Source organism: Salicibibacter kimchii, from assembly GCF_003336365.1.
GTDB lineage: Bacteria > Bacillota > Bacilli > Bacillales > Marinococcaceae > Salicibibacter > Salicibibacter kimchii.
Map to the genome: position 1 here is coordinate 1,582,629 of NZ_CP031092.1, position 22,924 is coordinate 1,605,552.

A 22,924-nucleotide genomic window follows, 5' to 3' on the forward strand; every position below is an offset into this window, starting at 1 on the left:
TGATTAAACGTTTTTTTCAAAAGAGGCTAGGCTCTCGTCCGCATTTTCGGACGTAATGTTTTGCGCTTGCCCGACCGCTTCATACGTTAATTTCCCCGCGAGTGTATTCAAGCCTTTTTTTAAGCTTTCATCCTCTCTCATCGCTTGCAATAAGCCTTTATCCGCAAGAGTTGAGACATAGGGGAGGGTCACGTTCGTGAGTGCCATCGTGGCCGTGCGTGGAACAGCCCCCGGAATGTTGGCAACCGCATAATGGAGAATATCGTGCTTAACATAGACCGGATCATCATGCGTCGTAATGTGGTCTACTGTCTCGAAAATCCCCCCTTGGTCAACGGCGATATCTACCAATACAGAACCAGCTTGCATCGCTTTTACCGTTTCTTCCTTCACGAGTTTCGGTGCTTTTGCGCCGGGGATAAGAACAGCCCCAATGACAAGGTCAGCTTCCCGCGTAGCCTGATCAATCGAAATCGGATCAGACATCCGTACGTTTATCTGTGATCCAAACAAATCATCGAGCTCGCGAAGTCTTTGCGGATTAAGATCGAGCACTGTGACGTTCGCTCCTAAACCGAGCGCGATTTTTGCCGCGTTGGTACCGGCCACGCCTCCACCGATAATCGTTACGTTCCCCCGCTTTATCCCGGGGACACCCGAAAGTAAAATTCCTTTGCCGCCTTTTGTTTTTTCCAGGTATTGAGCTCCCATTTGCGCAGACATCCGTCCGGCTATTTCACTCATCGGTGTCAACAGCGGCAACGACCCGTCAGCCATTTGCACGGTTTCATAAGCCACCGCGGTCATTTCATTTTCCAATAGTGCTTTCGTTAACTCTGGTTCGGCAGCCAAATGTAAATATGTAATGACTAATTGATTTTTTTTAAAATATTGATATTCAGATGGAAGGGGCTCCTTCACCTTCACAATCATCTCCGCTCCCCAAGCTTCCTTCGCACTGGTTACGATTTTTGCCCCTGCCTGATCATACTGCTCATCCGTAAAACTCGATCCCTCTCCTGCTTTTGTTTCCACGAGCACTTGATGGCCTTTTTGTTTTAGCTGCACGACAGCTGCCGGTGTCAAGGACACGCGGTTTTCTTGATTTTTAATTTCCCTGGGGATGCCGATTTGCATTTTCCCCGCCCCCTTAGCAAAATTCTACGTATCTTCCACCGGTTGATCGTTTTTCCTCCATCTCCACGTATACAGTTCACTATCTCCGTTTCGCCAACGGATATCCATGTTTTCCAGCTTCGGAAATTCTTGTTTGATTCGTTCGGCTAATGTTTCTGCTTTTACATTTTCATTGACGTTAATGAGCGCAGCCATGTTATCCACTTGCGTTTGTGCTTCCTCTGCCCTCAACACCCGGTCCTCATGTTGGAACTCGTAATAATCAGGGCTATCATATTTCCATTGATACACTTCTTCATCCGCTTCAATGGTTATCCGGATGGAAAACATATCCATCAGTTCATCGGCGCGAACCTGGCCAAGGAAAGAGGTTAGCAAAAGCAACACGGCCATCAAAATAAAAAGAAGTTTTTTCACACTGATCACCTCAGTATATAAGGTGACCCTTCTACGTATTTTTATTCATGGCGGCGGCGGTGAATGACATCTACTCCCCCCGTTACTTCAACAATCGTACCGGTAACCATGTCTGCATCATCGTCGGCAAAATAACGCACCGTGCGCGCGATGTCCTCCCCTGTCCCTGAACGTCCCACCGGTGTGTTCGGGTCAGGGTGCTTTCTGCTCTCGGCAATCGTGCTTTCTTTCCATTCACCGACAATCATTCCGGGCGAAACCATATTCGCCGTAATCCCGTTTTCTGCCTCTTCGATTGCCACGGTTCGGATCAAAGAAGCCAATCCGGCCTTTGCGGCTCCGAATGCTCCACGATACAGCCATCCCGGTGCGTTGCCGACATCTTGATACCCATAAGCGATAACGCGTCCGAATTTTTGCTTCCGCATTTGCGGCAACGCGTGTTGCAGCATCGTAAACATGGCCGTTAAATTCCCGTCCACCATTTTATTCCACTCATCGGCCTTGTAATCATGGATTTTTTTTCGTTCAAATATATACGGACCGGCGTTGTTGACCAAAACATCCAAACGGCCGAATTTTTGGATTGCGGTCGTTAACAAACGCTCGATGTCTCCTTGGTCGGTGACGTCGGCCTGTACCGCGTGCAAACGATGATCCTCCACTTCCAGTGCTGTGCGCAAATGATGGACCGCTTGCTCATCTGTCCTATAACTGACCGTAACCGTATATCCTTCATACAAAAGAGCTTCGGTCACCTTGCGCCCAAGCCCTTTTGCACCTGCCGTAACGATTGCATGCCTCATCTCCGGTCCTCCTGCAGTCTTTCTTTTTATTTTACTATCTTTTCAGTCGAAATAAAAGATCGAAGACTTTTCCTGCTAATCTCTGTCTTTTTCTTCCCTGGCATTTGCCTTCTTTTCTTCGTCGCTTGCGATTTGGTAACTTTTTAACATTTGCTCATGTACGACTTCTTCCCCATCTTTTTTCTCTTCGAACGAATTTTTACGTTTAAAATCTTCCTTCAACGGGTACACCTACCTAAAGATTTATTTTTTGTCCCGGTGACAAGCGTCCGTAATGCCAGAGGTTATGTCAGAGGCCAGGGGGCGGAAATGGCCTTTTTTCGGGAAGCAAATAATGAATTCCGGCTTCCGATGTCTGACTTCCGGAAAAACGGGCGACTAACACCCCGATAAGTTCAACTAACCATCAGAGGGAAAGCCCACCCTCTGATGGAAATTAAACTTTATCATTCCTGTATTTTTTCCCTTACTTCATCGCACTATACCATTTTAAGGAGGAAGTTGAATGCGTCGTTACAACAAAATTCTCGTTGGGGTCGATGGTTCCAATGAATCAAGCTTCACATTTGAACAAGCATGTGAATTTGCCGTTGATCAAAATGCCACCTTGTATATTACCACGGTGATCGATACGAAGACGTTTGCAACGATTGAGCGCTTTGACCGCCAGATCGTTAGAAAAGCTGAAGAGCAAGGATATGATACGCTAAACAGGTTTAAAGAGCAGGCATTGGAAAAGGGCGTTCCGAAGGTCGAAACGATCCTTGATTTCGGCTCTCCGAAAGTTCGCATCACGCGGCACATCGCACCAAACAATAACATTGACTTGATTATGGCCGGTGCGACAGGTGCAAACCGGGTCGAGCGTATGGTGATCGGGAGCGTGTCCGAGGCGATTGTAAGGCATGCACCTTGTGATGTGCTAATTGTTAGATGGGATCGTCAATTGCCGAGTGAAGGCAATGAACTGCCTGAAGAATGACGTAAAAATATGTAAGTAACCATTCCCAAACTCTTTGTTTGGGAATTTTTAATGTAGAAAAAAGAAAAGGCTTTTTACTTGATGGCATTAATGCTATTATAAACTTAAAATAACGAAAATTAAGGTTGAGCAAATATGACCTACCAACTTATTTTTCATGATCACATTAAACGTTTTGAAAACACATTGTTAGAGAAAGCTGAGCAGGAAAAGCGAACGAAGGGAATGGGTCCATGGCTAGCGCTTGCAGATCTTTACATCATCCAAAAAAAACGGATCCGGTTATACCCTACCCCTGAAGAATTTAATGATCACACATCTGGAGAAGAAATGTTGCCAATCGTAAAGCATGTTGAGCGAAATACCAAAATTACCAATTTATTCCGACGGGGACTTCCGAATCGTTCAATAGGTAATTTTCGTCTTCTATATACTCTCCATAATTATCATAAAGTCATTTTCCTGCATTATTTTGACACGCAATATAACGGTGATATTAAAAGAAAAGATATTAAACCTGCCGAGACACGTTATTTTAATTATTGTATTGATGACCCTACCCTTTATCCCATTAGAAAAGGAGAGTGATTTAAATGACCTTCACCATTAACGATGACTTTAGCAAACAATTAGCTGAAATTGTGGGCAAAGAGCGAGTAAAAGACCTGGAGCATCGAGGTTTTCTCGCTGCACAGATTATGAGTTATCGTCAATCATGCATCCCCTTCTCGTTTACTTAATAAAGATTGAACGTTCGACAAAATTGATCAACACCCCAAATAAAGACCAGATCAATGATGCCAGTTTTTTTCTCCACAATCCCATATGATCCGTAATGAGCTTGAACTTACCTACCCTCTTTGATCAACGATAAATTTCCTCGGCTCCCTTACCTTCCGTTTCCTCCATCCTTTCAACTGCCAATGCGATTCGTTTAAATACTTCCTGGATATCATCAGCGTTGAATAACGTTTCCATTCCCTCTACAATTTCTTGTTTATTCCCCCAAACCGGAAATTTTCTTTTAGTGTTTTTCACAAAAATTTAACCGCCCAGGACTACTACACCCAGGGCGGTTATTTTCGTCGTTATTGAGAGAGAGCACGTAGCCCTTTTCCTTTTAGGCATAAGCCTGCCGTTCGCTTTTATAGAAAGCAGCTTTTTCCGGAAAGTCCGTGATGATTGCATTCACATTCAGGTCTAGGAGCTGTTTAATCTCGTTACTTTCATTTGCCGTCCAAACGCGCAAGTCGCCAAATATACCTTTTAATTGATGGACGTTTGATAAGACGGTGTTTACATCAAGATGTAAGCCTTCTAATCCCAAGGTTTGTATATAATCATAGGGATGCGAAATTTCTCGACTCAGCAAGGCAATATCTACACTTTCATCCAAGGCTTTAAGCCGAAGTAAAGTAGGCAGATGAAACGAAGAATAGATGACTTTTCGGTCCCCGCCATATTGATGGACCAGTGCGAGAACATTTTCTTCGATCCCTGTATAAAGCAACCGATTCGTCTTCAATTCAATATTCAATTCGATATCGTAGGGCGTTAGCAGTTCAAGAACCTCTTGCAATGAAGGAACTTTCTCAATATCCCAAGTGGCTTCGTAATTACGAAAATGGGGAAAACGTGAACCGGCACTGTATTCTTTTATTTCTTCAAGGGTTAGATCTTTCACATAGCCGTCTCCATCCGTCGTCCGGTCCAGCCGTTCATCATGAATGACGACAATCTCCCCATCAGCCGTCATATGCACATCAATCTCCAAACCATCGACGCCTTCGTCAATCGCCTTTTGGAAACCGATCAATGTGTTTTCCGGGTAGCTGCCCTTCGCCCCACGGTGCCCGAATATTTTTGTCCCTGTCATATAACCACTCCTATTGTTGTAAAATTCCGTTGGCCTGTTCTGCGGCATCATCAAGCGCTTCTTGTGCCGACACATTCTCATCAATTAGAGCGAGCGTAATCGCGTCTTGCATAAGATTGGTCACCTCGACATAATTCGGGTTGAGTGGTCTGGCAACGGCGTATTCAAGTTGCTCGACCGCTACCTCATATTGAGGTGTTTCTTCATAAAGAGCTTGCATTTCTTCACTTTCAGTCGCAGACTCTCTCATTGGAAGATAACCTGTATTCGTACTGGCTGTAATGGTTTGTTCCGGTTCAGTCATCCATTTAATAAATTCCCAGGCCGCCTGTTTTTCCTCTTCAGGCTGGTCTGCAATCATAACGAGATTAGCGCCACCGGTCGGTGTCCCGTATTGTTCATTCGCCGGCATGAAGGTTGTGTTCAATTCGAACCCGCTTTCTTCGGCGATGTCCATATAGTTCGTCAAGTTTGCTGTCGAGCTAAAGGCCATACCAGCCTGCTCATTAGTGAAATCCTGCAGGGCAATGTCACCGGCTTCATCCCCTGTCGGCACTTTAAGGGATCCTTCGTCATACATGTCTTGTAAAAATTCTAAAGCCCCTACACCCGCTTCCGAGTTAAACGCTGCCTCTGTTTCGTCTTCAGAAAGAACAGAATCTCCATTTTGGCGAACAAAACCTTCGTAGAACCAAATATCTACCGGCATCGTCATGCCTACGCGATCACCTTCAGTAAGCGTATTGGCATATTCCTGGAACTCGTCCCAGTTTTCAGGCCCCGCAGGGTCTAATCCTTCTTCTTCAAGCATCGTCGCATTCAAGTAAAGAATCGGTGTACTCCTTAAGTAAGGAAGACCGTAAATGCCATCATCAATATAAGAGTTACCCATTAAACCCTCTACATAGTCATCGAGATCGACATTGTCCTCTTCAATATAAAGGGTGAGGTCTTCGGTCATGCCTGATTGGGCAAACGCCCCCATCGATGCAATTTCATTTAATGTCACGTGTGGAGCATCGCCAGCTGCAACACCGGCTTGTGTTTGTGAGTGAAGATCCTCGTAATCCCCTTGATAATGAGCATTCACAACAATTTCGTCTTGAGATTCGTTAAATTCTTCAACAAGAGCTTCGTTGTTCTCGCCAATTTTATCACCGAAAGCGTACCAGTACTCAATTTCGATCGGACCATCGTCACCGGAAGTTTCTGTAGAACCGGAAGCTCCCTCTCCTTCATTGGTGCAAGCAGCCATTAAAAATAGGGCGGTTGTTGTTAGTAAGGCAGAAGACAGTTTTCGCATTTCTTTTCCCCTCCAAATGTTATTTTTCTCCTGTGTAAACAAAAGCTCTGATAATTTGACGTTGGGCAAAAAAGAAGATGATAAGTACCGGAACGACGAGCAACATGTTCCCCGCCATCATAATATTATAGGCGACTCCCCCTTCCACGTTCATAAGGGCAGTAATCCCCACCGGTAATGTTCGGGCTGTCTCAGAAGTTGTCATGACGAGTGGCCAAAAGTAGTCGTTCCAGGACGTGATGAAGCTAAAGAGCGCAAAGGTGATGATAACGGGTTTGGCGATCGGAACCATCACCTTGTACATAATTTTCCATTCACCCGCTTGATCAAGACGCGCGGCTTCAATCAGTTCCTCAGGGACTTGCTTAAATGATTGCCGGAGCATAAAAATTCCGAAAGCATTGGCCGCAAATGGCAAAATGAGCGCGAGGTGAGTGTCAAGAATGTTCCATTCACTAAATTGTAAGTATAGTGGTAAAAAGATCAGTTGAGCCGGGATCATGAGTGTAACCATTGTAATGCCGAACAGTAGTTTATCTCCCCTAAATCGATAACGGGCAAAAGCATACGCAGCGGGGATTATCGTGAAAAGCTGCAGGACGAGAATTGAGCCGGATACAATGACACTATTCACGAGATAGCGTAAAAATGGTCCGGATTCCCACGCTGCCACAAAGTTCTTCCACATGATCGTTTCCGGGATCCAAATGGGAGGAAACGTAAGTGTCTCAGTCAACGATTTCACCGAAGTCACCGCCATCCAAAGAAATGGTGTGGCGAAAACGAGAACGAGTAGGATTAATCCAATCATACGCATTGTTTTGAGTAATAATCGGCCAACATTCAACAGGATTCACTCATTTCTTATTGATAGTGCACGCGTCGACCGGCAACCCAGAAATATAGCGCAGTGAAAATGGTTAAGACAATGAGCAGGATCACACCGGCAGAAGAGGCATAGCCAAGCTGGAAATAACGAAATCCATATTCGTAAATGTAATACACGATTGTATTGGTCGCGTTCACCGGCCCCCCCTGTGTCATAATGTCAATCGTCTCAAACACCTTGAATGAGCTGATGAGATTGATGATAATGAGAAAAAAGAGGGTGGGCGAAACCATTGGCAACGTTATTTTGTAAAAGGTCGTCCACCGGCTGGATTGATCAAGCTCAGCTGCTTCATACAAATGAGGCGGAATGCTTTGTAAACCTGCAATAATAATTAATGTATTAAAGCCGATCCCTTGCCAAACGGAAACGAGTACAAGCGAGAGTAGAGCTGTATCAGGGGAAGCGAGCCATTCAGAGCCAGGTAGACCGAATACATTCAGTATCCAGTTCAACAATCCATATTGCGGATCCATGAGCCACATCCATAGCATGGCAATCGATACGAGTGAAATGATGTGTGGGCTGAAAATAGCTCCCTGTACAAAGCTGTACGCTTTTGAAGGCTTGTTCAACCAAATCGCGAGCAAAAGAGAAATCACTGTAGTGACGCCTACGGTCAATAGTGTATAAATGATCGTATTTTGAATAACCTGATGGAACTCATTACTTTGAGCGAGTCCGGTGAAATTATCAAACCCTACAAAATCTTTCACCGGACTTATAAAGTCCCATTCAAAGAAACTGAGGTAAATCATGTAACCGATCGGATAAATGAAAAACAACAGGAACACGATCATCGCTGGGGCAACCATGATATAAGGCCTTATACGAGCCCAAATCGACATGGTTGTCGCCCAACCTTTGACTTCGGCCTCAGTAGCAACAAGTCTAAGCGGAACCTTAGGCATGGCTATCGCCCTCCAACCAATGCGATCTCCGACTCTTCAGAAACGTTTGGCATTAAACACATCCCATTTGCTTTAAAGTAGTAAATATCTTTCTCGGGCACATGAACATAAACAGTATTTGATGATTCAATCGGCATCCCAAACGTTTTGACAAAGATTTTACCGGCGTAGGTCTCTACTTGATAGATGACTTCCGTGCCAAGTATTTCCCTCGTCAGGATCGTTCCCGGAAAGGATAAGCCATCATTCCGAGGATTATGTGCCAGTTGTGCGTGCTCCGGCCGGAAGCCTATATGGGCAATTTTTGCTGTATTCATGTTCCCTGTTTCAGGTAACGTCTCCGACGTGATCGTATTCATCGACGGTGTTCCAATAAACTGGGCCGTAAACAAATTCGCAGGGTGTTGATACATCTGTAGGGGTGAAGCCATTTGCTGAATCTCCCCATGATTCAAGAGTACAATTTCATCAGCCATGGACATCGCTTCCACTTGGTCGTGCGTGACATAAATGAACGTCGTGCCTAAACGTTGGTGTAATTGAACGAGTTCAGTTCGCATTTGATGACGTAGCTTTGCATCCAGATTTGACAGTGGTTCGTCTAAAACAAACACTTTAGGCTTTTTCACCATCGCGCGGGCAAGTGCAACCCTCTGGCGCTGACCACCTGACAAGGTTTGTGGTTTCTTATCCAAGTAAGCTGTTAAACCAACGATTTCGGAAATTTCTTCAATGAGCGTTTTACGTTCTGTTTTCGGAACCTTGCGGTTCTTTAAACCAAATTCTATATTGCCTCCTACGGTCATCGTCGGATATAAAGCATAATTTTGAAACACCATGGCCACATCACGTTTTCCAGGTGCGACATCGTTCATAAGGCGATCACCGATGTAGATGTCTCCGCTCGTTTGTTTTTCAAGACCCGCGATCATCCGCAGCGTCGTGGATTTTCCGCAACCGGAAGGACCGACGAGTACGGTAAACGAGCCATCTTTAACGGTCAAATTCATGTCTTTGATTACCGTGTCATCGCCAAATGCTTTATTAATGCTGGTAAATTCAATGCTTGCCACGTTCTACACCTCGCTTCTAAGAAAGTACAACGGTTTGGGTACGGTCAGTTGTTGCCCCCATGATGTCAAAAGGGGTTTCTCTTTTGTACACATGATGGCGGACGGTTTCGGCATTCTCGAGGGTGTGTTCGTCTTCACAGGCTTTTAGTGTCGTATGCAAGCGTCCATTTTCAAATTCGATAACGCGAATGGCTGGATGATCATAAACGGCAGCCGTCTGAATATACGTCCATTGCTTTTTACGGGCAATGGAGTGTACGTGCGTGTGCCCACAGATATAGAATCCACCGGTTTTATGATTGGCCAAAAGGTCATGAACCGGATCTTCAGAAACAATGGAAGCTTTATCTTGATCAGAACGGGTCGTTGTATTATAGAGAGGGTGATGGGCAAACACGATCAGTCGTTGATCTTGATAATGCTCAAGTAAATGCCTTAGCCAGTTGAATTGTTCTACGTCAATCATTCCGCTCCAATCGTCCGGCTTTTTTTCTCTCGTCGAATCCAGAAAAACGAGGACGGCTTCGTCCGTCTCCAAATGGCTGTAACGAGGTTGAGTCGTTATCGTTTGGACGGTTTGTTTCTCATGACTATATACATCATGATTACCCAGTACATGTTTGAAATTGATTGGTTCATTTTTCAAGAATTGATACGCTTGCTCTAGTTCATTCAGGTCCCCGTGATGGGTGAGATCTCCTATGGAAACGTGAAGATCTGCAGACGTTTGCAAAAAATCTGTAAAAAAAGAAGTGAAGAACCTCTGACGCGCTTCTTTGAAAGCAGCCGTTTCTGTCTCCAGAATCGGATAGTGAAGATCGCCAATGAGCGCAAAACGTAACATCAAATACCTCCCAAATGTTTTCTTGCTTACAATACTAAGTGTACAGGGAGAGTTTGAAGAGAGCGTTAAAGCATCGTTAAAATTGTGTAAACGATTTGATGCGAGGGGAAAATGGAAGTAGGTCATTTGTTCGTTACAGACGGTTTCTAAATAGTCTTTATTGTGTAAAACATGGGTGTCGTGCACCCTGAAGCTTTGTCGTAACAGGACATTCATGGCCAAAAAACAGTGGTCGAGCGGCTATATTAGTACCCATCCGTGGATCATGCGGCCTAAAACAGCGGTCGAACGGCTAAATTAGTCCGCATGAGAGGTTTATACGGCCTAATCCAGTTTTCGAGCTGAAAAAAAGGTCCGCATCCGTGGCTCATACGGTTCAAACTAATGATTGTGCAAGCCTTGCTATTGAATTGTGGGCAAATAATTCGACCACCCTGCACTACCTTCAAAAAAAGCCGTCTACATCAACGTGTAGACGACTTTTTTCTACTTCAATCGTGCTTTCCACCTGTCAATTGCTTTCCCCACTTGCGTAAACGCCGTCCCCCCTTCGCTGTTGCGTCGGGCGACTACTTGATAAGGGGCAAGCGTCTCGTAAATGTCTTCCTCGAAACGATCACTCGCCTCTCGGAAGACAGAAAACGGACAATCAGCGAGGACGATGTCGTTTTCAATACAGTAGAGGACAAGTTTTCCTACCACTTCATGGGCTTCCCTGAATGGCATGCCTTTGGCGGCCAGGTAATCGGCAAGTTCCGTTGCATTGGAAAAGTCCGAAGATACGGCTTGTGCGGTTGTTTTTTCCTGAACAACCATGGAGTCAACCATCCCCGTGAATATTTTCAATGAACCTTTGACGGTTATGACCGCATCAAACACGCCTTCCTTGTCTTCCTGCATATCTTTGTTATAGGCGAGCGGCAAGCTTTTTAACGTCGTTAATAAACTTACAAGGCTCCCGTATACGCGCCCCGTTTTCCCCCGGACAAGCTCTGCCATATCCGGGTTCTTTTTTTGCGGCATAATGCTGCTTCCCGTCGCAAACGTATCGTCCAGTTCAATAAAGCTGAATTCCTCGCTCGACCAAAGGATGATCTCTTCGGACAAACGGGACAAATGCATCATAATCGTGGAAGCAACACTTAAAAATTCAAGCAGGTAATCACGATCGCTCACCGCGTCCAGGCTGTTTTCATAGATTTCGTCAAACCCTAATGCTTCCGCCGTTTGCCTGCGATCGATCGGAAAGGTCGTTCCCGCGAGCGCGCCTGCGCCAAGCGGTGACACATTCACGCGTTTCAAACTGTCATGGAGCCTGTCCGCATCCCGATCCAACATTGCCACATACGCGAGCAAATGGTGGCCCATGGATATTGGTTGCGCTCGCTGCAAATGGGTGTACCCCGGGATCATCGTTTCCGTATGTTCTTCGGCACGAGTCACGAGCACACGTTGGAAATCGCGAATCATGGCGATGATCATTTCTGTTTCTTCACGCATAAAAAGATGCATATCCGTTGCAACCTGATCGTTTCGGCTGCGAGCGGTATGAAGTTTGCCAGCAACCTCGCCGATTTCTTCCGTTAATAATTTCTCGATGTTCATATGAATATCCTCATATTTTACATCAAATGAAAGTTCTCCGTTCTCTGCCTTCTTTTCCAACGCAACAAGACCGTCGTGAATTTTCTGCCCTTCTTCTTCGCTGATAATATTGCAAGAACGGAGCATGGCCACGTGTGCCATGCTCCCTCGAATATCCTGGGCGACGAGTTTTTGGTCAAAACCGATCGACGCGCCGAATTCATCGACCCAGGCTTCCGCTTCTTTTGTAAATCGACCGCCCCAGAGTTTCGTCATACTTTCACACCATTCTTATTGACTTTGCTGTGCACTTTCGTCGGCAATCCCCACAATTCCATGAATCCGACGGCTGCATTGTGGTCAAACTCATCCTCCGGCGTGTATGTCGCCAACTTTTCATCATAAAGGGAGTACGGGGACGTACGTCCTTCAACGATGGCATGACCTTTGAACAGTTTTACACGCACCTTGCCGGTGACGCTTTTCTGTGACTCTTTTATAAATGCTTCCAGTGCCGGTCGCAATGAAGCGAACCAAAGCCCTTTATAAATAAGTTCCGTCAATTCTTTCGATACGATCGGTTTGAAATGGGCCATTTCACGCGGCAACGTTAAGTCTTCCAATTCCTTGTGGGCTTTTAATAACGTCATCGCCCCCGGGGTTTCATACACTTCACGGGATTTGATACCAACAAGACGGTTTTCCACGTGGTCGATTCGTCCAATGCCATGGATACCTGCTTTTGTATTTAGCAACATGATCAGTTCGTCAAGTTTATAAGAAACGCCATCAACGGCAACAGGTTTTCCTTGTTCAAAGTCAATTTCAATAACCTCAGGCGTATCCGGTGTTTTTTCAAGCGGGTTCGTTAAGCCATAAGCACCTTCCGGCGGTGTTGCCCACGGATCTTCCAAAATTCCGCACTCGCTGCTGCGTCCCCAAAGATTCTCATCAATGGAATACGGGTTATCGAGATCGACGGGAACCGGAATGTTATGCTGTTTTGCATATTCAATTTCTTCATCACGGGACCAGCCCCATTCGCGCACGGGCGCAATGACATCAAAGTCCGGATTTAATGCCTGAATGGAAACTTCGAAACGAACTTGGTCGTTGCCTTTTCCGGTACAGCCATGAGCGATCGTTCCCGCTCCCGTCTGTTCTGCAATTTCTACGAGTTTTTTCGAGATCAACGGACGTGAAAGCGCGGACACGAGTGGATACTTTTGTTCATACATGGCCTGGGCTTGCAGGGCTGGCAAGACGAATTCTTCCGCGAACTCGTTCTTCGCATCAACCGTATACGATTGTGCCGCTCCTACATCCAACGCCTTCTGCTTCACCTTTTCAAGGTCTGTTCCTTCCCCGACATCCAAACCGACCGCGATAACTTCATACCCTTGATCCATCAACCAACGCACGGCAACGGACGTGTCCAATCCACCTGAATACGCCAAGACAACCTTTCCCTTATCCATACAATCTCCTCCCATTTATTTATCTTAAAAACGAATAAAAATTCTTTTCATGTTATTTTTATGCATCATCATGTAAAAAAAGAGGACGGAAGCTCCTCTGTCATTTCTATTTTTAACTTTATCATGGTTTTCACCGAAACTCAATACTTATACATAATTTTTTATACAGTGAAACTTCCATCAGAGGTGGATTCCCTCTGATGGTTAGTTGAACCAATCGGGGTGTTCGCCGCCCGTTAACGCCCGCTTACGGGGTTGAAGCGGGCGTTAACGGGCGCTTACACCGGGATAAAAATGTACCCCTTGCTAGCGTCCAGTGATGACACAGACGAATGTTCAATCGAGCCTTATCCCTTTTCATGCCAACGTTCCAACAAGTATCGTCTTTCATAGTAATAACCGGAGATGTCAGAGACTTGTTTTGCTAATCGGTAGTTACTATACGCTCCGTATGCAATGCCAATCAAAGGAACGCCTTGGATAAGTTTCTTTCGCAACATAAAAATCATCGCCAGTTTTCCGATTTGCCGAAGCGGTTGATGCAGCCATTCCTCATTGATAATCTGTTCGCTCCCATTATAAAAGCCCGGGAAATCACCAACGATATTTTCTTGCTCCGATTCAAGTTCTTTCCATCCTTGATATTGAGCGGAAAAGGGGGACGAGCCAACCTCAAACACTTTAAGAGCAATCATCATTTCCGCCGGGTGACGCATATCGTAGCCGAATGAAAGCGCGGATAACTGTACCGTACGCAAGTTGATGGCCATGAGAAGCGGGAGGTCGGCCGCCAGCAAAAACGGGCCGCCAAACCCGGTGATGCCTCCCTGGCCGAATGCGTAAAGGCGCTGTTTTGCCACCAGTTGCATACGAATGAATTGATTTTGTTCGAGCGTCAATTTTCGCACGTCCGTTATGTTTGCAATATCGTCCCGAAATACACGAGCCGTCGCGAGAATTCGTTCCTCCACTTCCCGTTGTACATTCGCATTTAGAATCATGCTCTGCGTATAGAAAAGAAAGCGATCAACACCTTCGATTAATTTTTTCTGCCATTTTTCCGGAAACCGGGATAATGCCTCCGCTTGCAATTCTTGCACGGACCAAGTGTCCATCTCTCTATTTTCAAAATAACGCTGTTCCCACTCACGAATGGCCTGTAATCGTTCTTCTATTTGCTCTGGTGACGATGGCATGATGCGTCCTCCTTTATCCGTTATAGTTCAGTGAGACCTTCCATGAGAACGGGCCCCCCTCTCTTAGAGCAAGGAAGTCGGCTACAACCGTCACGTCCTGTCCCGCCCCAACACTAGTACACCTTATGCGTCAAAACTGGGGTGTTAGCCGTACGCTTTTTCGGAAATCAGACACCGGGAGCCGGAAGTCGGAAGATCATTCTCTTCCTGAAAAAGATCTTTCCGACCGCTGGTCTCTGGAATTTGACCTCCGGAATTATGGGCGCTTCCCAGCGGGATTAAAAAACTGCTCGAACCATTCATTAATGCCCTTGATCATATCGCTTAACGCTTCCGCGCGCGTAAAAGACGGAAGTTCGGCAAACAATGCTTGTGGCGGGGCTTGTACACCCGGGCCGTTTTTCTGTAGCAACCAGATACTTTTCGCGTATTGATCGTTTTTAAACATGGATTGCGGCAATTGCAAAAGGCCGAGCGTGACCGCTTCATTTTTCACAAATTTGTGGAGTGCCTCCGCGCCTTCGCGTGTAAACATCGTATTCGGAATCAAAAAGATCGCGAATCCGCTTTGTTTGAGCGCTTTCCAGGCATTTTCAAAGATTGCGTATTCAGCTGGCATTCGCCCTTCTTCAGGGCGTGTCTGAAAATCGGCAACGACCTCGTCGTTCGTATAATAGCCAGCGGGCAAGTCCGAGACGATAACGTCAACTTCGGGCAGCCCCCGTTGGCTAACGCTATCCATTTGTAAAATTTGCAGGGTATGGCGCTGTAAGTTGGCCATCGCAAATGCGATACGGACGAGCGCGTCATCAACTTCAGCGCCGATCGCCCCATCAACCTGGTCCGTTTCATTCAGGATGGCCGTTAGCAAATTCGCGGTGCCCATTGCCGGGTCAAATAATCGAATGTTTTGTTCTTCACCAATGAGTTTTTTTAGCAAGTAAGAAACAAAGAATGCAACACCATCCGGAGTCATCGCGTGATGCGGCTGCACGTTTTCCTTCATTCCTTTTAAAATCGCCAACTGAAAAGCTTTGCGTACGACTTCGCGATCCAGCTGCCCTTTCGGGACATCTGCCAACAATCGTTTGATTTTTTCTTGCACAGTGTCGGAGAAGGATTGTTGCGCTAAACCCTGGTATAAAATATCGCCCGCCTCCGCTAATGCATCCAGGTATGTATATGTATGTTCTTCGCTTATGGCTGTTGCCATTTCATCCAATGTATGAAAAAGTTGTTCGATCTTTGAATGCTCCGTCAATCCGCTCACCTCACGACTTTTATTTTACCATAGAATGGCAATGATAAGAAAACACCATATAGAAAAAATACCCCAGCGTAGGCTGAGGTTCGTCTAGTTTGCATCGATGACGAAATCGGAAATATCGTACCGCTTAGAGAGAGGGTCCCGCCTTTTGGGGGGATGAAAACGGCTTTATTGTACCTCCCAGAATGAGCGGCCTGCCTTCTGAGGGACAATAACGGCTTTTTCGTACCTCTCAGAGTGAGTGACTTTCCCTTAAGGGACGAAAAACGTCATTGCCATCCACTCGTTTGCACTGGGAGTGGATAAGTTCCCCTCTGATAAAAGTTTACTTTATTTCGTTTCTTTTGCCGCGGTTATGGCCGCTTCATAATTCGGGTGTTCCGTTGCTTCAGGGACGTATTCCGCGTGTGTAATTTTCCCGTTGCTATCAAGCACGAAAACCCCTCTTGCAAGCAACCGCATTTCCTGAATTCCGATTCCAAAAGCTTCTCCGAATGAGAAATCCCGGTGATCCGAAAGCATGGTGAGGTTATCAATGCCCTCTGCTGCACACCACCGTTTTTGCGCAAATGGTAAATCCGCGCTAATCGTCAACACTTCCACGTTTTCCAAATTCGCCGCCTCTTCATTAAATCGCCGTGTCTGTTCGGCGCAAACTCCGGTGTCCACGGACGGGACCACGCTAATCACTCGAACTTTCCCCTCATGATCTTCCAAGCTATGTGCTTGCATGCTCGTGTCTAGGGCAGTAAAATTCGGTGCTTGATCCCCTTCGGTCATTTCTGTCCCGATTAATGTTACCGGGTTTCCATTGAATGCTACGCTTGCCATGGTTGATTCGCCTCCTCGGGTGTTTGATATTCCCTTTTTGCTTATACCCGTTTTTTCCCAAAGCAAAACAACCCGGCCAAAGAGGGCGACGATTGGTTAGTCAATATGCGGATAGTGCCGCTCATCCAGATGTGAACCATCATGATCGTGATCATCACGGATCAGTTGTTTTATTTTCTCAACAACTTGCGGCGCGAACTCGAGCAATTTCTCATAAAAATGGGCCTGATTATCAAGGTGAATCATTTTTACCCCTGATGTGCCGACGATAAGAAACGCGATTGGAGTAATGGAGACCCCACCACCGCTTCCCCCGCCAAAAGGATAACTGTCTTCATCGTCGTAAGATTCCGTTCGTTCCGTTACAATTTGGCTCCCCCCGGCGGCGAAACCGAACCCGACTTTTGATACAGGTACAATGACGCTACCGTCCGGTGTTTCGACAGGGTCGCCGATAATCGTATTTACATCAACCATTTCTTTAATATTTTCCATGGCTGTTTTCATTAAACCTTGAATCGGATGTTCTGACATAAACGTTATGCCTCCTTCGATACAGTTCGATCCTGAGGGTTATGTTTAGGTTGTCGTTGCTTCCCTTTACGGACATGCATCAAAACCCGGATCATTCCACGAATAGCATTCCCGACAGAAAAAGATACTATACAGGATATCGAAGTGCGAAAAAACGAGGCTTGAAAGACAGGAGTCACGTTTAAATGGGGCAAATGCCTGACCTTTATCATTTTTGCAATAAGAGCAAAAATCGCTGATTTCCCTGTCCAGGCAAACCCGGACAACGTTCCTGTCGCCGCGGCATCCCCGGTACCGAGAACGGTTTCCCACCGAAATTCGTGCATGTGAATATTTTGCAGGAAGCGTCGGACAATTTTCGTAAAACCCGTGACGTTATCGAAGGTGGATTGGATCGTTTCTTTTTGTTTTTCAAGATCCGTCGGTGTGCCCTTTTTATCTAATTTCTTTGTTTTTTTCTTCCTGAATGTGTCGGATGTTTGTACGTCATAATCCACGGAAAAAGAATCATCATCCATTTTTATTGAAGGGATTTCCCAACGCTTCTTTATGACTCCCCGAAAAATGGACACCGTTAAACTCCCTTCGTTGTCCCGGCCCTCTTGAGTATAGCTTACGTGGACCCTCACACGGATCAACAGACATAAACCGAGCAGTAGAACGATGATGAATCCAATAAACATCCAAATCATAGCAATCACCGTTTTTATTGTTAGTATAGTCATGTCCACGAAGGATAAAACCGGGGTTTTCCGAAAAAACGGAAGTTCGTTCCGAATCTTAATCCGTCTTTTCCGAATAAGCGTGCGTGGGTTCCGAATAACATGGGTCGTTTTGTTTTCCGCATAGCCCGGTAATCGTTCCGAACTGCAGGGGCATCTTTCCGAATAACGAATGACCGATACCATATGCATGGATTCAATTTGATACGCCATACTAAAGATGCAGTACGAATCAGGAGGCATGAAAAAATGAGAAAAAATGTAGGAACGCTCGATGCAATCATGCGTATAACATGTGGTTTAACAGGGTTGGCTTGGGGCACCTCAAAGATGTCCAGACACTATGACCGGACAATGCCTATGCTCGTTTCGATTTATTCGGCAATGAAAGTAGCGGAAGGGATCACTCGTTACTGCCCGATATTGGACATGTTAAATGTTAACAGCGAGAAATTATTATCACGTAATGATTCATTTCCGTCTTCGGACGAAAATGTACAAGCACTCCCCTCCCATGGTGGCACCAAATAACCGGACTTGTTGAACAAGCGCGTTTTAAATGGAAAAGAACCGCACTCCCGAGGAGTTGCGGTTCTTTTTTCGTCATACTTCATCATAATTACTCTTTTTTTGGCGACGGTCGAGCACCACCCGTGTGTCGGCAAGCAAATCATGAACGCCTGCTTTTTGTGGGTGCAAGCCGACAACGATGTACATTAAATTTGTAAAACCGAGGACTCGATGAATCATGCGTCCCGCGACTTCTCGAAAGAACGCATCTCCCCACGTTAATGGATCGCCGTCTTCTCGTTGCACGCGCAGACCAAAAATCATTTTCCCTAGGGTCTGACCGATCAGTTTCGTCATGATCCCGAAATATACATAGGCGACAATCGAAGTAAGAAGACCGACAAGCGTAATCTCAAAAAATAATGTCGGAGAAGCATCGAGGAACATGAAAATCGGCCTGATAAACAAAGCATTTAAGGAAAAGACAATAAGTAGGTCTACCAAGTAAGCCCAAAAACGCATCCAGAAACCGGCATACATACTTACTTCTACGGAGTGAGACGAGTTCTTCCGTGCGGATTTGCTTTCGTCTTGCTCTCGATGGACACCAAATCTTTCCTCGTTTTCATTATAAGGTATGTCCAACATTCACCCCTCCTTTACTGCTCATATAGATACATTAATCTCGGTGAATTTTCTTGTTGAAGCACCGTTATCAGTTCGGATAGTTCATTGGAATTGCCGGTAAACTGTTCAACCACACCGCCAAACAGCGAGCCGACTCCACCGAAATCTGCTTGATAGCGTACGACTTGCGGATCTTCAAGGTCGAGGTTTTCCTGCATGATCTCCACCGTATCGTCAAGGTTTCCAAGACCATCGACAAGCCCGTTATCTAACGCCTGGTTACCGGTATAGATACGACCATCTGCTAAATCCCTTACTTCATCTTCCGGCATGTCACGTCCTTCTACGATGACATCAACAAAGTCATCGAGCATTTCATCGGCCATGTCTTGCAACATTTCTGCTTCTTCTACTTCCATCTCTCGTGTCCCGCTTAAAATATCTTTATAAGGGCCAGTTGTAATTGTATTATCTTCAATCCCCAAGTCCTCTAATAGCTCGGAAAAGTTCAGGCCTCCAATCCCGCCGGATAACACAACGCCGATCGATCCCGTTAATGTCGATGAATGTGCTGAAATGTAATCTGCCGGTGCAGACACATAATAGCCTCCGGAAGCAGCCATTCCACCCATGGACGAGTAAACCGTTTTATCATATGTTTCTTGGGCCTCTATGATTTTATCATGGATTTCTTCACTTTCGATTAAACCCCCGCCAGGCGTGTCCACCTCCAGCACAATGCCATCGACAGTTGGGTCTTCCATTGCATTGTCGAACATATCAAGCAGTTGTTGGTGATTGTAACCTGCGGCCATGAGGGGGGATTCTTGCCCCGTGTCCTGGATAACTCCTTCTAGTTCAATAACGACAATTCGGCCGTCATTTCCTCGCTCGATGACATCTTCCCTAAAGGGCTCTTCCAGATCTGCTCCATCCAATACCTGATCGAAATCAGCACTCACAATTGTTGCAAACATGTTAAACATTAATGAGACCCCTACGACGGCGACGGCGACAACGAGCGCCACCCAACGTTTGACATTCATATAATCCCTCTCTTTTAGAAAAACTCAACTTTCTTGCAACCGATCCTTCACTGATCCATTTTCTTTCTGGCACATGCTTTCCTTTAAGCGGAAGCACACGTGAAAAACTGCCACTAATAAGCAATGTCCTCCATATGTACACCGGTAAGGCCTGTTTGAACCATAGGTTCGAACACAACCGTTAATGCCTTTTCCAACACGGCTTCCGGCGAGCCGGGGACGACACAATGAATGAATTCCTATACTTCCTCACCCGACCGCCCGGTCCATTCTCTTCGTCTCCCTCATCACTCCAATTGATTGTCTCACCTTATTTTCCCAAACCTATGCCTGAAATGCAATCAAGCCGCTAAATCATTAACGAAAAAACGGGAGCAATTTAAAAACGGAGCTCCCGACAGGTTACAGCAATTCTTCGAATGCCGAACTTAAGGGTTCATTCGCGTCAATCGTTAGCGTTTCCCGATTGGACACCGCTTTTTCCATCATCTCATTCATGTCTAAAAATGACTCGTAAAAATTCGCCTTTTCCCTTTTTGGTTTGGTTTTCGACTCTGCCGGTAAGAAAATCGTGCAACAGTCTTCATAAGGCAATATGGAAGTTTCAAACGTTCCAATCTGCTCGGCAATCTCCGTCACTTCTACTTTGTCCATCGTGATCAGCGGGCGCAACACCGGCATATTAGCAACTTCTTCGATCGTGTGCATACTCGCGAGCGTTTGCGAGGATACTTGCCCAAGACTCTCTCCGTTTACAAGGGCGAGGGCATCCTGTTCTCTTGCTACCTGTTCACTGATGCGCATCATCATACGTCTCATGATTGTCATTTCATAGTTGGTCGCCACTTCTTTGTGAATATATTGCTGTATTTCCGTAAACGGAATCACATGCAGACGGATCGTCGTCCCATATCCCGCGAGAATACGGCTTAAGTCAATCACTTTCTGTTTCGCGCGCTCGTTCGTGAACGGCGGACTGTGAAAATGAACGGCTTCTACTTCTGCCCCACGCTTTAGCGCGAGATAGCCTGCTACCGGGCTATCAATACCTCCTGAAAGCATCAGCATTACTTTATCCGATGAACCGACGGGTAAGCCGCCCGGCCCCGGAATTTTTCCGGCGCTAATGTAGGTCCCATGTTCACGCACTTCCACGAGTAATTCCACATCCGGATGGTGTACATCGACCGTGATGCCCTCCGTGTTTTTCAGCACATAACCTCCGACTTCGTGATTCAACTGCTGCGAGCGGATCGGAAAAGATTTAAAGGAACGACGCGCGCTCACTTTGAACGTTTTGGCATCCGGTTGATCTTGCAAGACGCGTAACGCTGTCGCTTGAATATCCAACAATTCGTGACTTGTTTTTCTTGCATATGATAATGATGAAATTCCAAAGATATGCTGGACTTTTCCCATAATTGCTTCTGCATCTTCATCATGGACATCCACCACTAGCCTTCCGGTCGTTCGTCGTGCTTTCCCCCCGGGGTAAGGAGCAAGTGCACGATTAATATTCCCTTTTAAAGCCCGTTCAAAATCTGCTCGATTTTTCCCTTTTAACGCAATTTCACTGTATCGCACAAGAATGTGGTCCACTTTCATCCTTTCACCTCATTTACACGACGGATTTCCGGCACAACTTCGTCCAGAGCCAACAGGAGTTGCTGGATATCTGGTTCCTTCGTTTCACTGGAAAAACTGAAACGAAGCCCTGTTTCCGCCCGTTCTTCATGGCCAAACTGGGCGGCAAGCACTTCACTTGCCGTTTGCAATCGTGACGCACAGGCGGACTTTGAAGACACATGAATATTCCTCTTCGTAAGCGCCTGAATGACGATTTCCGGACGGGTGCCGAGTACAGAAACATTCACAATGTGAGGAGCGCTTGTCTGTTCCGGTGTGTTGACAGCCATCCCCTCCCGCTCTCGGCAAGCTTGGATAAGCATTTCTTTGTTTTTGTCCAGCGTGGCTTTTGCACTCTGATATCGCTCGTAGGATAGGCGCAACGCTTTTGCAAATGCCACGATCCCGGGAAGGTTTTCCGTACCCGAGCGTACGTTTTTCTCCTGGCCACCCCCATGGAATAAAGGCTCCACCTGTACGCCGTTACGGACATAAAGCAAGCCCGTACCTTTAAGGCCATGGATTTTATGAGCAGAGAAGGTGCAAAGGTCAATGCCGCTATTTTTTAATGGTAACGGCACTTTCGCCGCACCTTGAACGTGATCCACATGGAAGCGAATTTTTTCCCGTGTTTTCAGCCATTCGCCAATTTTTTCGATCGGTTGGATCGCTCCGGTTTCATGATTTACGTGCATAATGGAGACGAGAATGGTTTCCTCTCGAGTCGCTTCTTTAACCTCTTGGAGTCTTACTCGCCCTTCCTCGTCCACCGGAAGATAGGTTACTTCGAATCCATGGTTTTCTAGATAGCGACACGTTTCCAGCACCGATGGATGCTCAACGGCACTTGTGATGATATGGTTGCCGCGCCCGCGGCGGGCATAAGCGGCTCCTTTAATCGCAAGGTTGTTCCCTTCGGTACCTCCCGAGGTGAACATAATTTCTCCGCTATTTATATTCAAGATGTTCGCGATCGACTGTCTGGCTTTCCGTAATAATTGTTCCGCAACTGATCCGTAATCATGTAATGAAGATGGATTGCCGAAATGGCGAATCGCAGTTTTTTGATACGTATCCAGCACTTCATCGAACGGCAAAGTCGTCGCGCTGTTATCTAAATAAATCATGATTCAATCCCTCACAATGCTTACTTGCAGTCATACGGCTTCACATTATAGCATACCGTCCTCGTCTTGACGAAAGAAAGCAGGTCATAAAAAATGAGCTTTCCGTATCCATAGACGGCAGCTCAACGTGACACCATA

25 protein-coding genes are annotated in these 22,924 nt (G+C 46.0%); 3 read left to right on the forward strand and 22 right to left on the reverse strand.

Annotated features, from left to right (window positions below):
* Positions 1-3: 3 nt before the first annotated feature.
* The 4 genes from ald to DT065_RS18835 form a co-directional block, all read right to left on the reverse strand.
* Entirely contained in the window at positions 4-1,137 is a 1,134-nt protein-coding gene (gene ald / locus DT065_RS07895; protein ID WP_114372302.1) for an alanine dehydrogenase, read from the reverse strand.
* A gap of 24 nt (positions 1,138-1,161) precedes the next feature.
* On the reverse strand, positions 1,162-1,554 hold the full coding sequence (locus tag DT065_RS07900) for a hypothetical protein (RefSeq protein ID WP_114372303.1): 393 nt from the start codon (positions 1,552-1,554) through the stop codon (positions 1,162-1,164).
* Positions 1,555-1,595: 41 nt separating this feature from the next.
* Complete coding sequence (locus DT065_RS07905; RefSeq protein ID WP_114372305.1) at positions 1,596-2,360, reverse strand: SDR family oxidoreductase; 765 nt, start codon at positions 2,358-2,360, stop codon at positions 1,596-1,598.
* 75 nt (positions 2,361-2,435) lie between these two features.
* A complete protein-coding gene (locus tag DT065_RS18835) occupies positions 2,436-2,582 on the reverse strand; it encodes a hypothetical protein (RefSeq protein WP_160112455.1) in 147 nt (48 codons plus the stop codon).
* A 283-nt stretch (positions 2,583-2,865) separates the two neighbouring features.
* Between DT065_RS18835 and DT065_RS07910 the strand changes: the two genes are divergently transcribed.
* Both DT065_RS07910 and DT065_RS07915 read left to right on the forward strand, forming a co-directional pair.
* On the forward strand, positions 2,866-3,342 hold the full coding sequence (locus DT065_RS07910; RefSeq protein ID WP_114372307.1) for a universal stress protein: 477 nt from the start codon (positions 2,866-2,868) through the stop codon (positions 3,340-3,342).
* A gap of 135 nt (positions 3,343-3,477) precedes the next feature.
* Complete coding sequence (locus tag DT065_RS07915; protein WP_114372309.1) at positions 3,478-3,930, forward strand: hypothetical protein; 453 nt, start codon at positions 3,478-3,480, stop codon at positions 3,928-3,930.
* Between the two features lie 276 nt (positions 3,931-4,206).
* On the opposite strand, the gene DT065_RS18840 is transcribed toward DT065_RS07915, so the two are convergent.
* From DT065_RS18840 to DT065_RS07980, 14 genes are all read right to left on the reverse strand, one after another.
* Positions 4,207-4,380, reverse strand: a complete 174-nt coding sequence (locus DT065_RS18840; protein WP_160112456.1) for a hypothetical protein — start codon at positions 4,378-4,380, stop codon at positions 4,207-4,209.
* 82 nt (positions 4,381-4,462) lie between these two features.
* On the reverse strand, positions 4,463-5,218 hold the full coding sequence (locus DT065_RS07920) for a glycerophosphodiester phosphodiesterase (RefSeq protein ID WP_114372311.1): 756 nt from the start codon (positions 5,216-5,218) through the stop codon (positions 4,463-4,465).
* Positions 5,219-5,228: 10 nt separating this feature from the next.
* Entirely contained in the window at positions 5,229-6,521 is a 1,293-nt protein-coding gene (locus DT065_RS07925) for an ABC transporter substrate-binding protein (protein ID WP_114372312.1), read from the reverse strand.
* A 19-nt stretch (positions 6,522-6,540) separates the two neighbouring features.
* Complete coding sequence (locus tag DT065_RS07930; protein WP_193550831.1) at positions 6,541-7,338, reverse strand: carbohydrate ABC transporter permease; 798 nt, start codon at positions 7,336-7,338, stop codon at positions 6,541-6,543.
* A 47-nt stretch (positions 7,339-7,385) separates the two neighbouring features.
* The gene (locus tag DT065_RS07935; protein WP_227002769.1) at positions 7,386-8,321 is read right to left on the reverse strand and encodes a carbohydrate ABC transporter permease; all 936 of its coding nucleotides are present in this window, start codon (positions 8,319-8,321) and stop codon (positions 7,386-7,388) included.
* A gap of 2 nt (positions 8,322-8,323) precedes the next feature.
* A complete protein-coding gene (locus tag DT065_RS07940) occupies positions 8,324-9,394 on the reverse strand; it encodes an ABC transporter ATP-binding protein (RefSeq protein WP_114372316.1) in 1,071 nt (356 codons plus the stop codon).
* Between the two features lie 16 nt (positions 9,395-9,410).
* Complete coding sequence (locus tag DT065_RS07945) at positions 9,411-10,238, reverse strand: metallophosphoesterase family protein (RefSeq protein WP_160112457.1); 828 nt, start codon at positions 10,236-10,238, stop codon at positions 9,411-9,413.
* A 486-nt stretch (positions 10,239-10,724) separates the two neighbouring features.
* Positions 10,725-12,098 (reverse strand): argininosuccinate lyase, encoded by a 1,374-nt coding sequence (gene argH, locus DT065_RS07950; RefSeq protein WP_114372320.1) that lies wholly within the window; start codon positions 12,096-12,098, stop codon positions 10,725-10,727.
* The gene (locus DT065_RS07955) at positions 12,095-13,300 is read right to left on the reverse strand and encodes an argininosuccinate synthase (RefSeq protein ID WP_114372322.1); all 1,206 of its coding nucleotides are present in this window, start codon (positions 13,298-13,300) and stop codon (positions 12,095-12,097) included. Before DT065_RS07955 ends, argH begins: the two co-directional genes overlap by 4 nt.
* Before the next feature lie 347 nt (positions 13,301-13,647).
* Positions 13,648-14,496, reverse strand: coding sequence for an EcsC family protein (locus DT065_RS07960; RefSeq protein WP_114372324.1), 849 nt, complete (start codon positions 14,494-14,496; stop codon positions 13,648-13,650).
* 256 nt (positions 14,497-14,752) lie between these two features.
* Positions 14,753-15,757 carry a class I SAM-dependent methyltransferase gene (locus DT065_RS07965; protein ID WP_114372326.1) on the reverse strand — a complete coding sequence of 335 codons (1,005 nt, stop codon included), beginning with the start codon at positions 15,755-15,757 and terminating at the stop codon, positions 14,753-14,755.
* A gap of 336 nt (positions 15,758-16,093) precedes the next feature.
* Complete coding sequence (gene tpx, locus DT065_RS07970) at positions 16,094-16,594, reverse strand: thiol peroxidase (RefSeq protein WP_114372327.1); 501 nt, start codon at positions 16,592-16,594, stop codon at positions 16,094-16,096.
* 96 nt (positions 16,595-16,690) lie between these two features.
* Entirely contained in the window at positions 16,691-17,128 is a 438-nt protein-coding gene (ytfJ, locus tag DT065_RS07975) for a GerW family sporulation protein (protein ID WP_114372329.1), read from the reverse strand.
* 5 nt (positions 17,129-17,133) lie between these two features.
* Positions 17,134-17,820, reverse strand: coding sequence for a DUF2953 domain-containing protein (locus DT065_RS07980; protein ID WP_160112458.1), 687 nt, complete (start codon positions 17,818-17,820; stop codon positions 17,134-17,136).
* A gap of 279 nt (positions 17,821-18,099) precedes the next feature.
* On the opposite strand from DT065_RS07980, the gene DT065_RS07985 reads away from it, so the two are divergent.
* On the forward strand, positions 18,100-18,381 hold the full coding sequence (locus tag DT065_RS07985; protein WP_114372333.1) for a YgaP family membrane protein: 282 nt from the start codon (positions 18,100-18,102) through the stop codon (positions 18,379-18,381).
* A gap of 72 nt (positions 18,382-18,453) precedes the next feature.
* On the opposite strand, the gene DT065_RS07990 is transcribed toward DT065_RS07985, so the two are convergent.
* The 4 genes from DT065_RS07990 to DT065_RS08005 form a co-directional block, all read right to left on the reverse strand.
* Complete coding sequence (locus DT065_RS07990) at positions 18,454-19,008, reverse strand: RDD family protein (RefSeq protein WP_227002770.1); 555 nt, start codon at positions 19,006-19,008, stop codon at positions 18,454-18,456.
* A gap of 11 nt (positions 19,009-19,019) precedes the next feature.
* The gene (gene sppA / locus DT065_RS07995; RefSeq protein WP_114372335.1) at positions 19,020-20,033 is read right to left on the reverse strand and encodes a signal peptide peptidase SppA; all 1,014 of its coding nucleotides are present in this window, start codon (positions 20,031-20,033) and stop codon (positions 19,020-19,022) included.
* Between the two features lie 402 nt (positions 20,034-20,435).
* Positions 20,436-21,638, reverse strand: a complete 1,203-nt coding sequence (gene thiI, locus DT065_RS08000) for a tRNA uracil 4-sulfurtransferase ThiI (protein ID WP_114372337.1) — start codon at positions 21,636-21,638, stop codon at positions 20,436-20,438.
* A complete protein-coding gene (locus tag DT065_RS08005; protein ID WP_114372339.1) occupies positions 21,635-22,786 on the reverse strand; it encodes a cysteine desulfurase family protein in 1,152 nt (383 codons plus the stop codon). The genes thiI and DT065_RS08005 overlap by 4 nt, the downstream gene beginning before the upstream one ends.
* Between the last annotated feature and the right edge of the window lie 138 nt (positions 22,787-22,924).

Coding starts and splice junctions, on each gene's coding strand:
- DT065_RS07980 (WP_160112458.1), bottom strand. CDS start 17,820: ATGATTTGGATGTTTATTGGATTCATCATCGTTCTACTGCTCGGTTTA.
- DT065_RS07990 (WP_227002770.1), bottom strand. CDS start 19,008: ATGTTGGACATACCTTATAATGAAAACGAGGAAAGATTTGGTGTCCAT.
- DT065_RS07905 (WP_114372305.1), bottom strand. CDS start 2,360: ATGAGGCATGCAATCGTTACGGCAGGTGCAAAAGGGCTTGGGCGCAAG.
- ald (WP_114372302.1), bottom strand. CDS start 1,137: ATGCAAATCGGCATCCCCAGGGAAATTAAAAATCAAGAAAACCGCGTG.
- DT065_RS07910 (WP_114372307.1), top strand. CDS start 2,866: ATGCGTCGTTACAACAAAATTCTCGTTGGGGTCGATGGTTCCAATGAA.
- DT065_RS07985 (WP_114372333.1), top strand. CDS start 18,100: ATGAGAAAAAATGTAGGAACGCTCGATGCAATCATGCGTATAACATGT.
- DT065_RS07960 (WP_114372324.1), bottom strand. CDS start 14,496: ATGCCATCGTCACCAGAGCAAATAGAAGAACGATTACAGGCCATTCGT.
- DT065_RS07915 (WP_114372309.1), top strand. CDS start 3,478: ATGACCTACCAACTTATTTTTCATGATCACATTAAACGTTTTGAAAAC.
- DT065_RS07920 (WP_114372311.1), bottom strand. CDS start 5,218: ATGACAGGGACAAAAATATTCGGGCACCGTGGGGCGAAGGGCAGCTAC.
- tpx (WP_114372327.1), bottom strand. CDS start 16,594: ATGGCAAGCGTAGCATTCAATGGAAACCCGGTAACATTAATCGGGACA.
- argH (WP_114372320.1), bottom strand. CDS start 12,098: ATGACGAAACTCTGGGGCGGTCGATTTACAAAAGAAGCGGAAGCCTGG.
- ytfJ (WP_114372329.1), bottom strand. CDS start 17,128: ATGTCAGAACATCCGATTCAAGGTTTAATGAAAACAGCCATGGAAAAT.
- DT065_RS07955 (WP_114372322.1), bottom strand. CDS start 13,300: ATGGATAAGGGAAAGGTTGTCTTGGCGTATTCAGGTGGATTGGACACG.
- thiI (WP_114372337.1), bottom strand. CDS start 21,638: ATGAAAGTGGACCACATTCTTGTGCGATACAGTGAAATTGCGTTAAAA.
- sppA (WP_114372335.1), bottom strand. CDS start 20,033: ATGAATGTCAAACGTTGGGTGGCGCTCGTTGTCGCCGTCGCCGTCGTA.
- DT065_RS07925 (WP_114372312.1), bottom strand. CDS start 6,521: ATGCGAAAACTGTCTTCTGCCTTACTAACAACAACCGCCCTATTTTTA.
- DT065_RS07930 (WP_193550831.1), bottom strand. CDS start 7,338: ATGCGTATGATTGGATTAATCCTACTCGTTCTCGTTTTCGCCACACCA.
- DT065_RS07945 (WP_160112457.1), bottom strand. CDS start 10,238: ATGTTACGTTTTGCGCTCATTGGCGATCTTCACTATCCGATTCTGGAG.
- DT065_RS07935 (WP_227002769.1), bottom strand. CDS start 8,321: ATGCCTAAGGTTCCGCTTAGACTTGTTGCTACTGAGGCCGAAGTCAAA.
- DT065_RS08005 (WP_114372339.1), bottom strand. CDS start 22,786: ATGATTTATTTAGATAACAGCGCGACGACTTTGCCGTTCGATGAAGTG.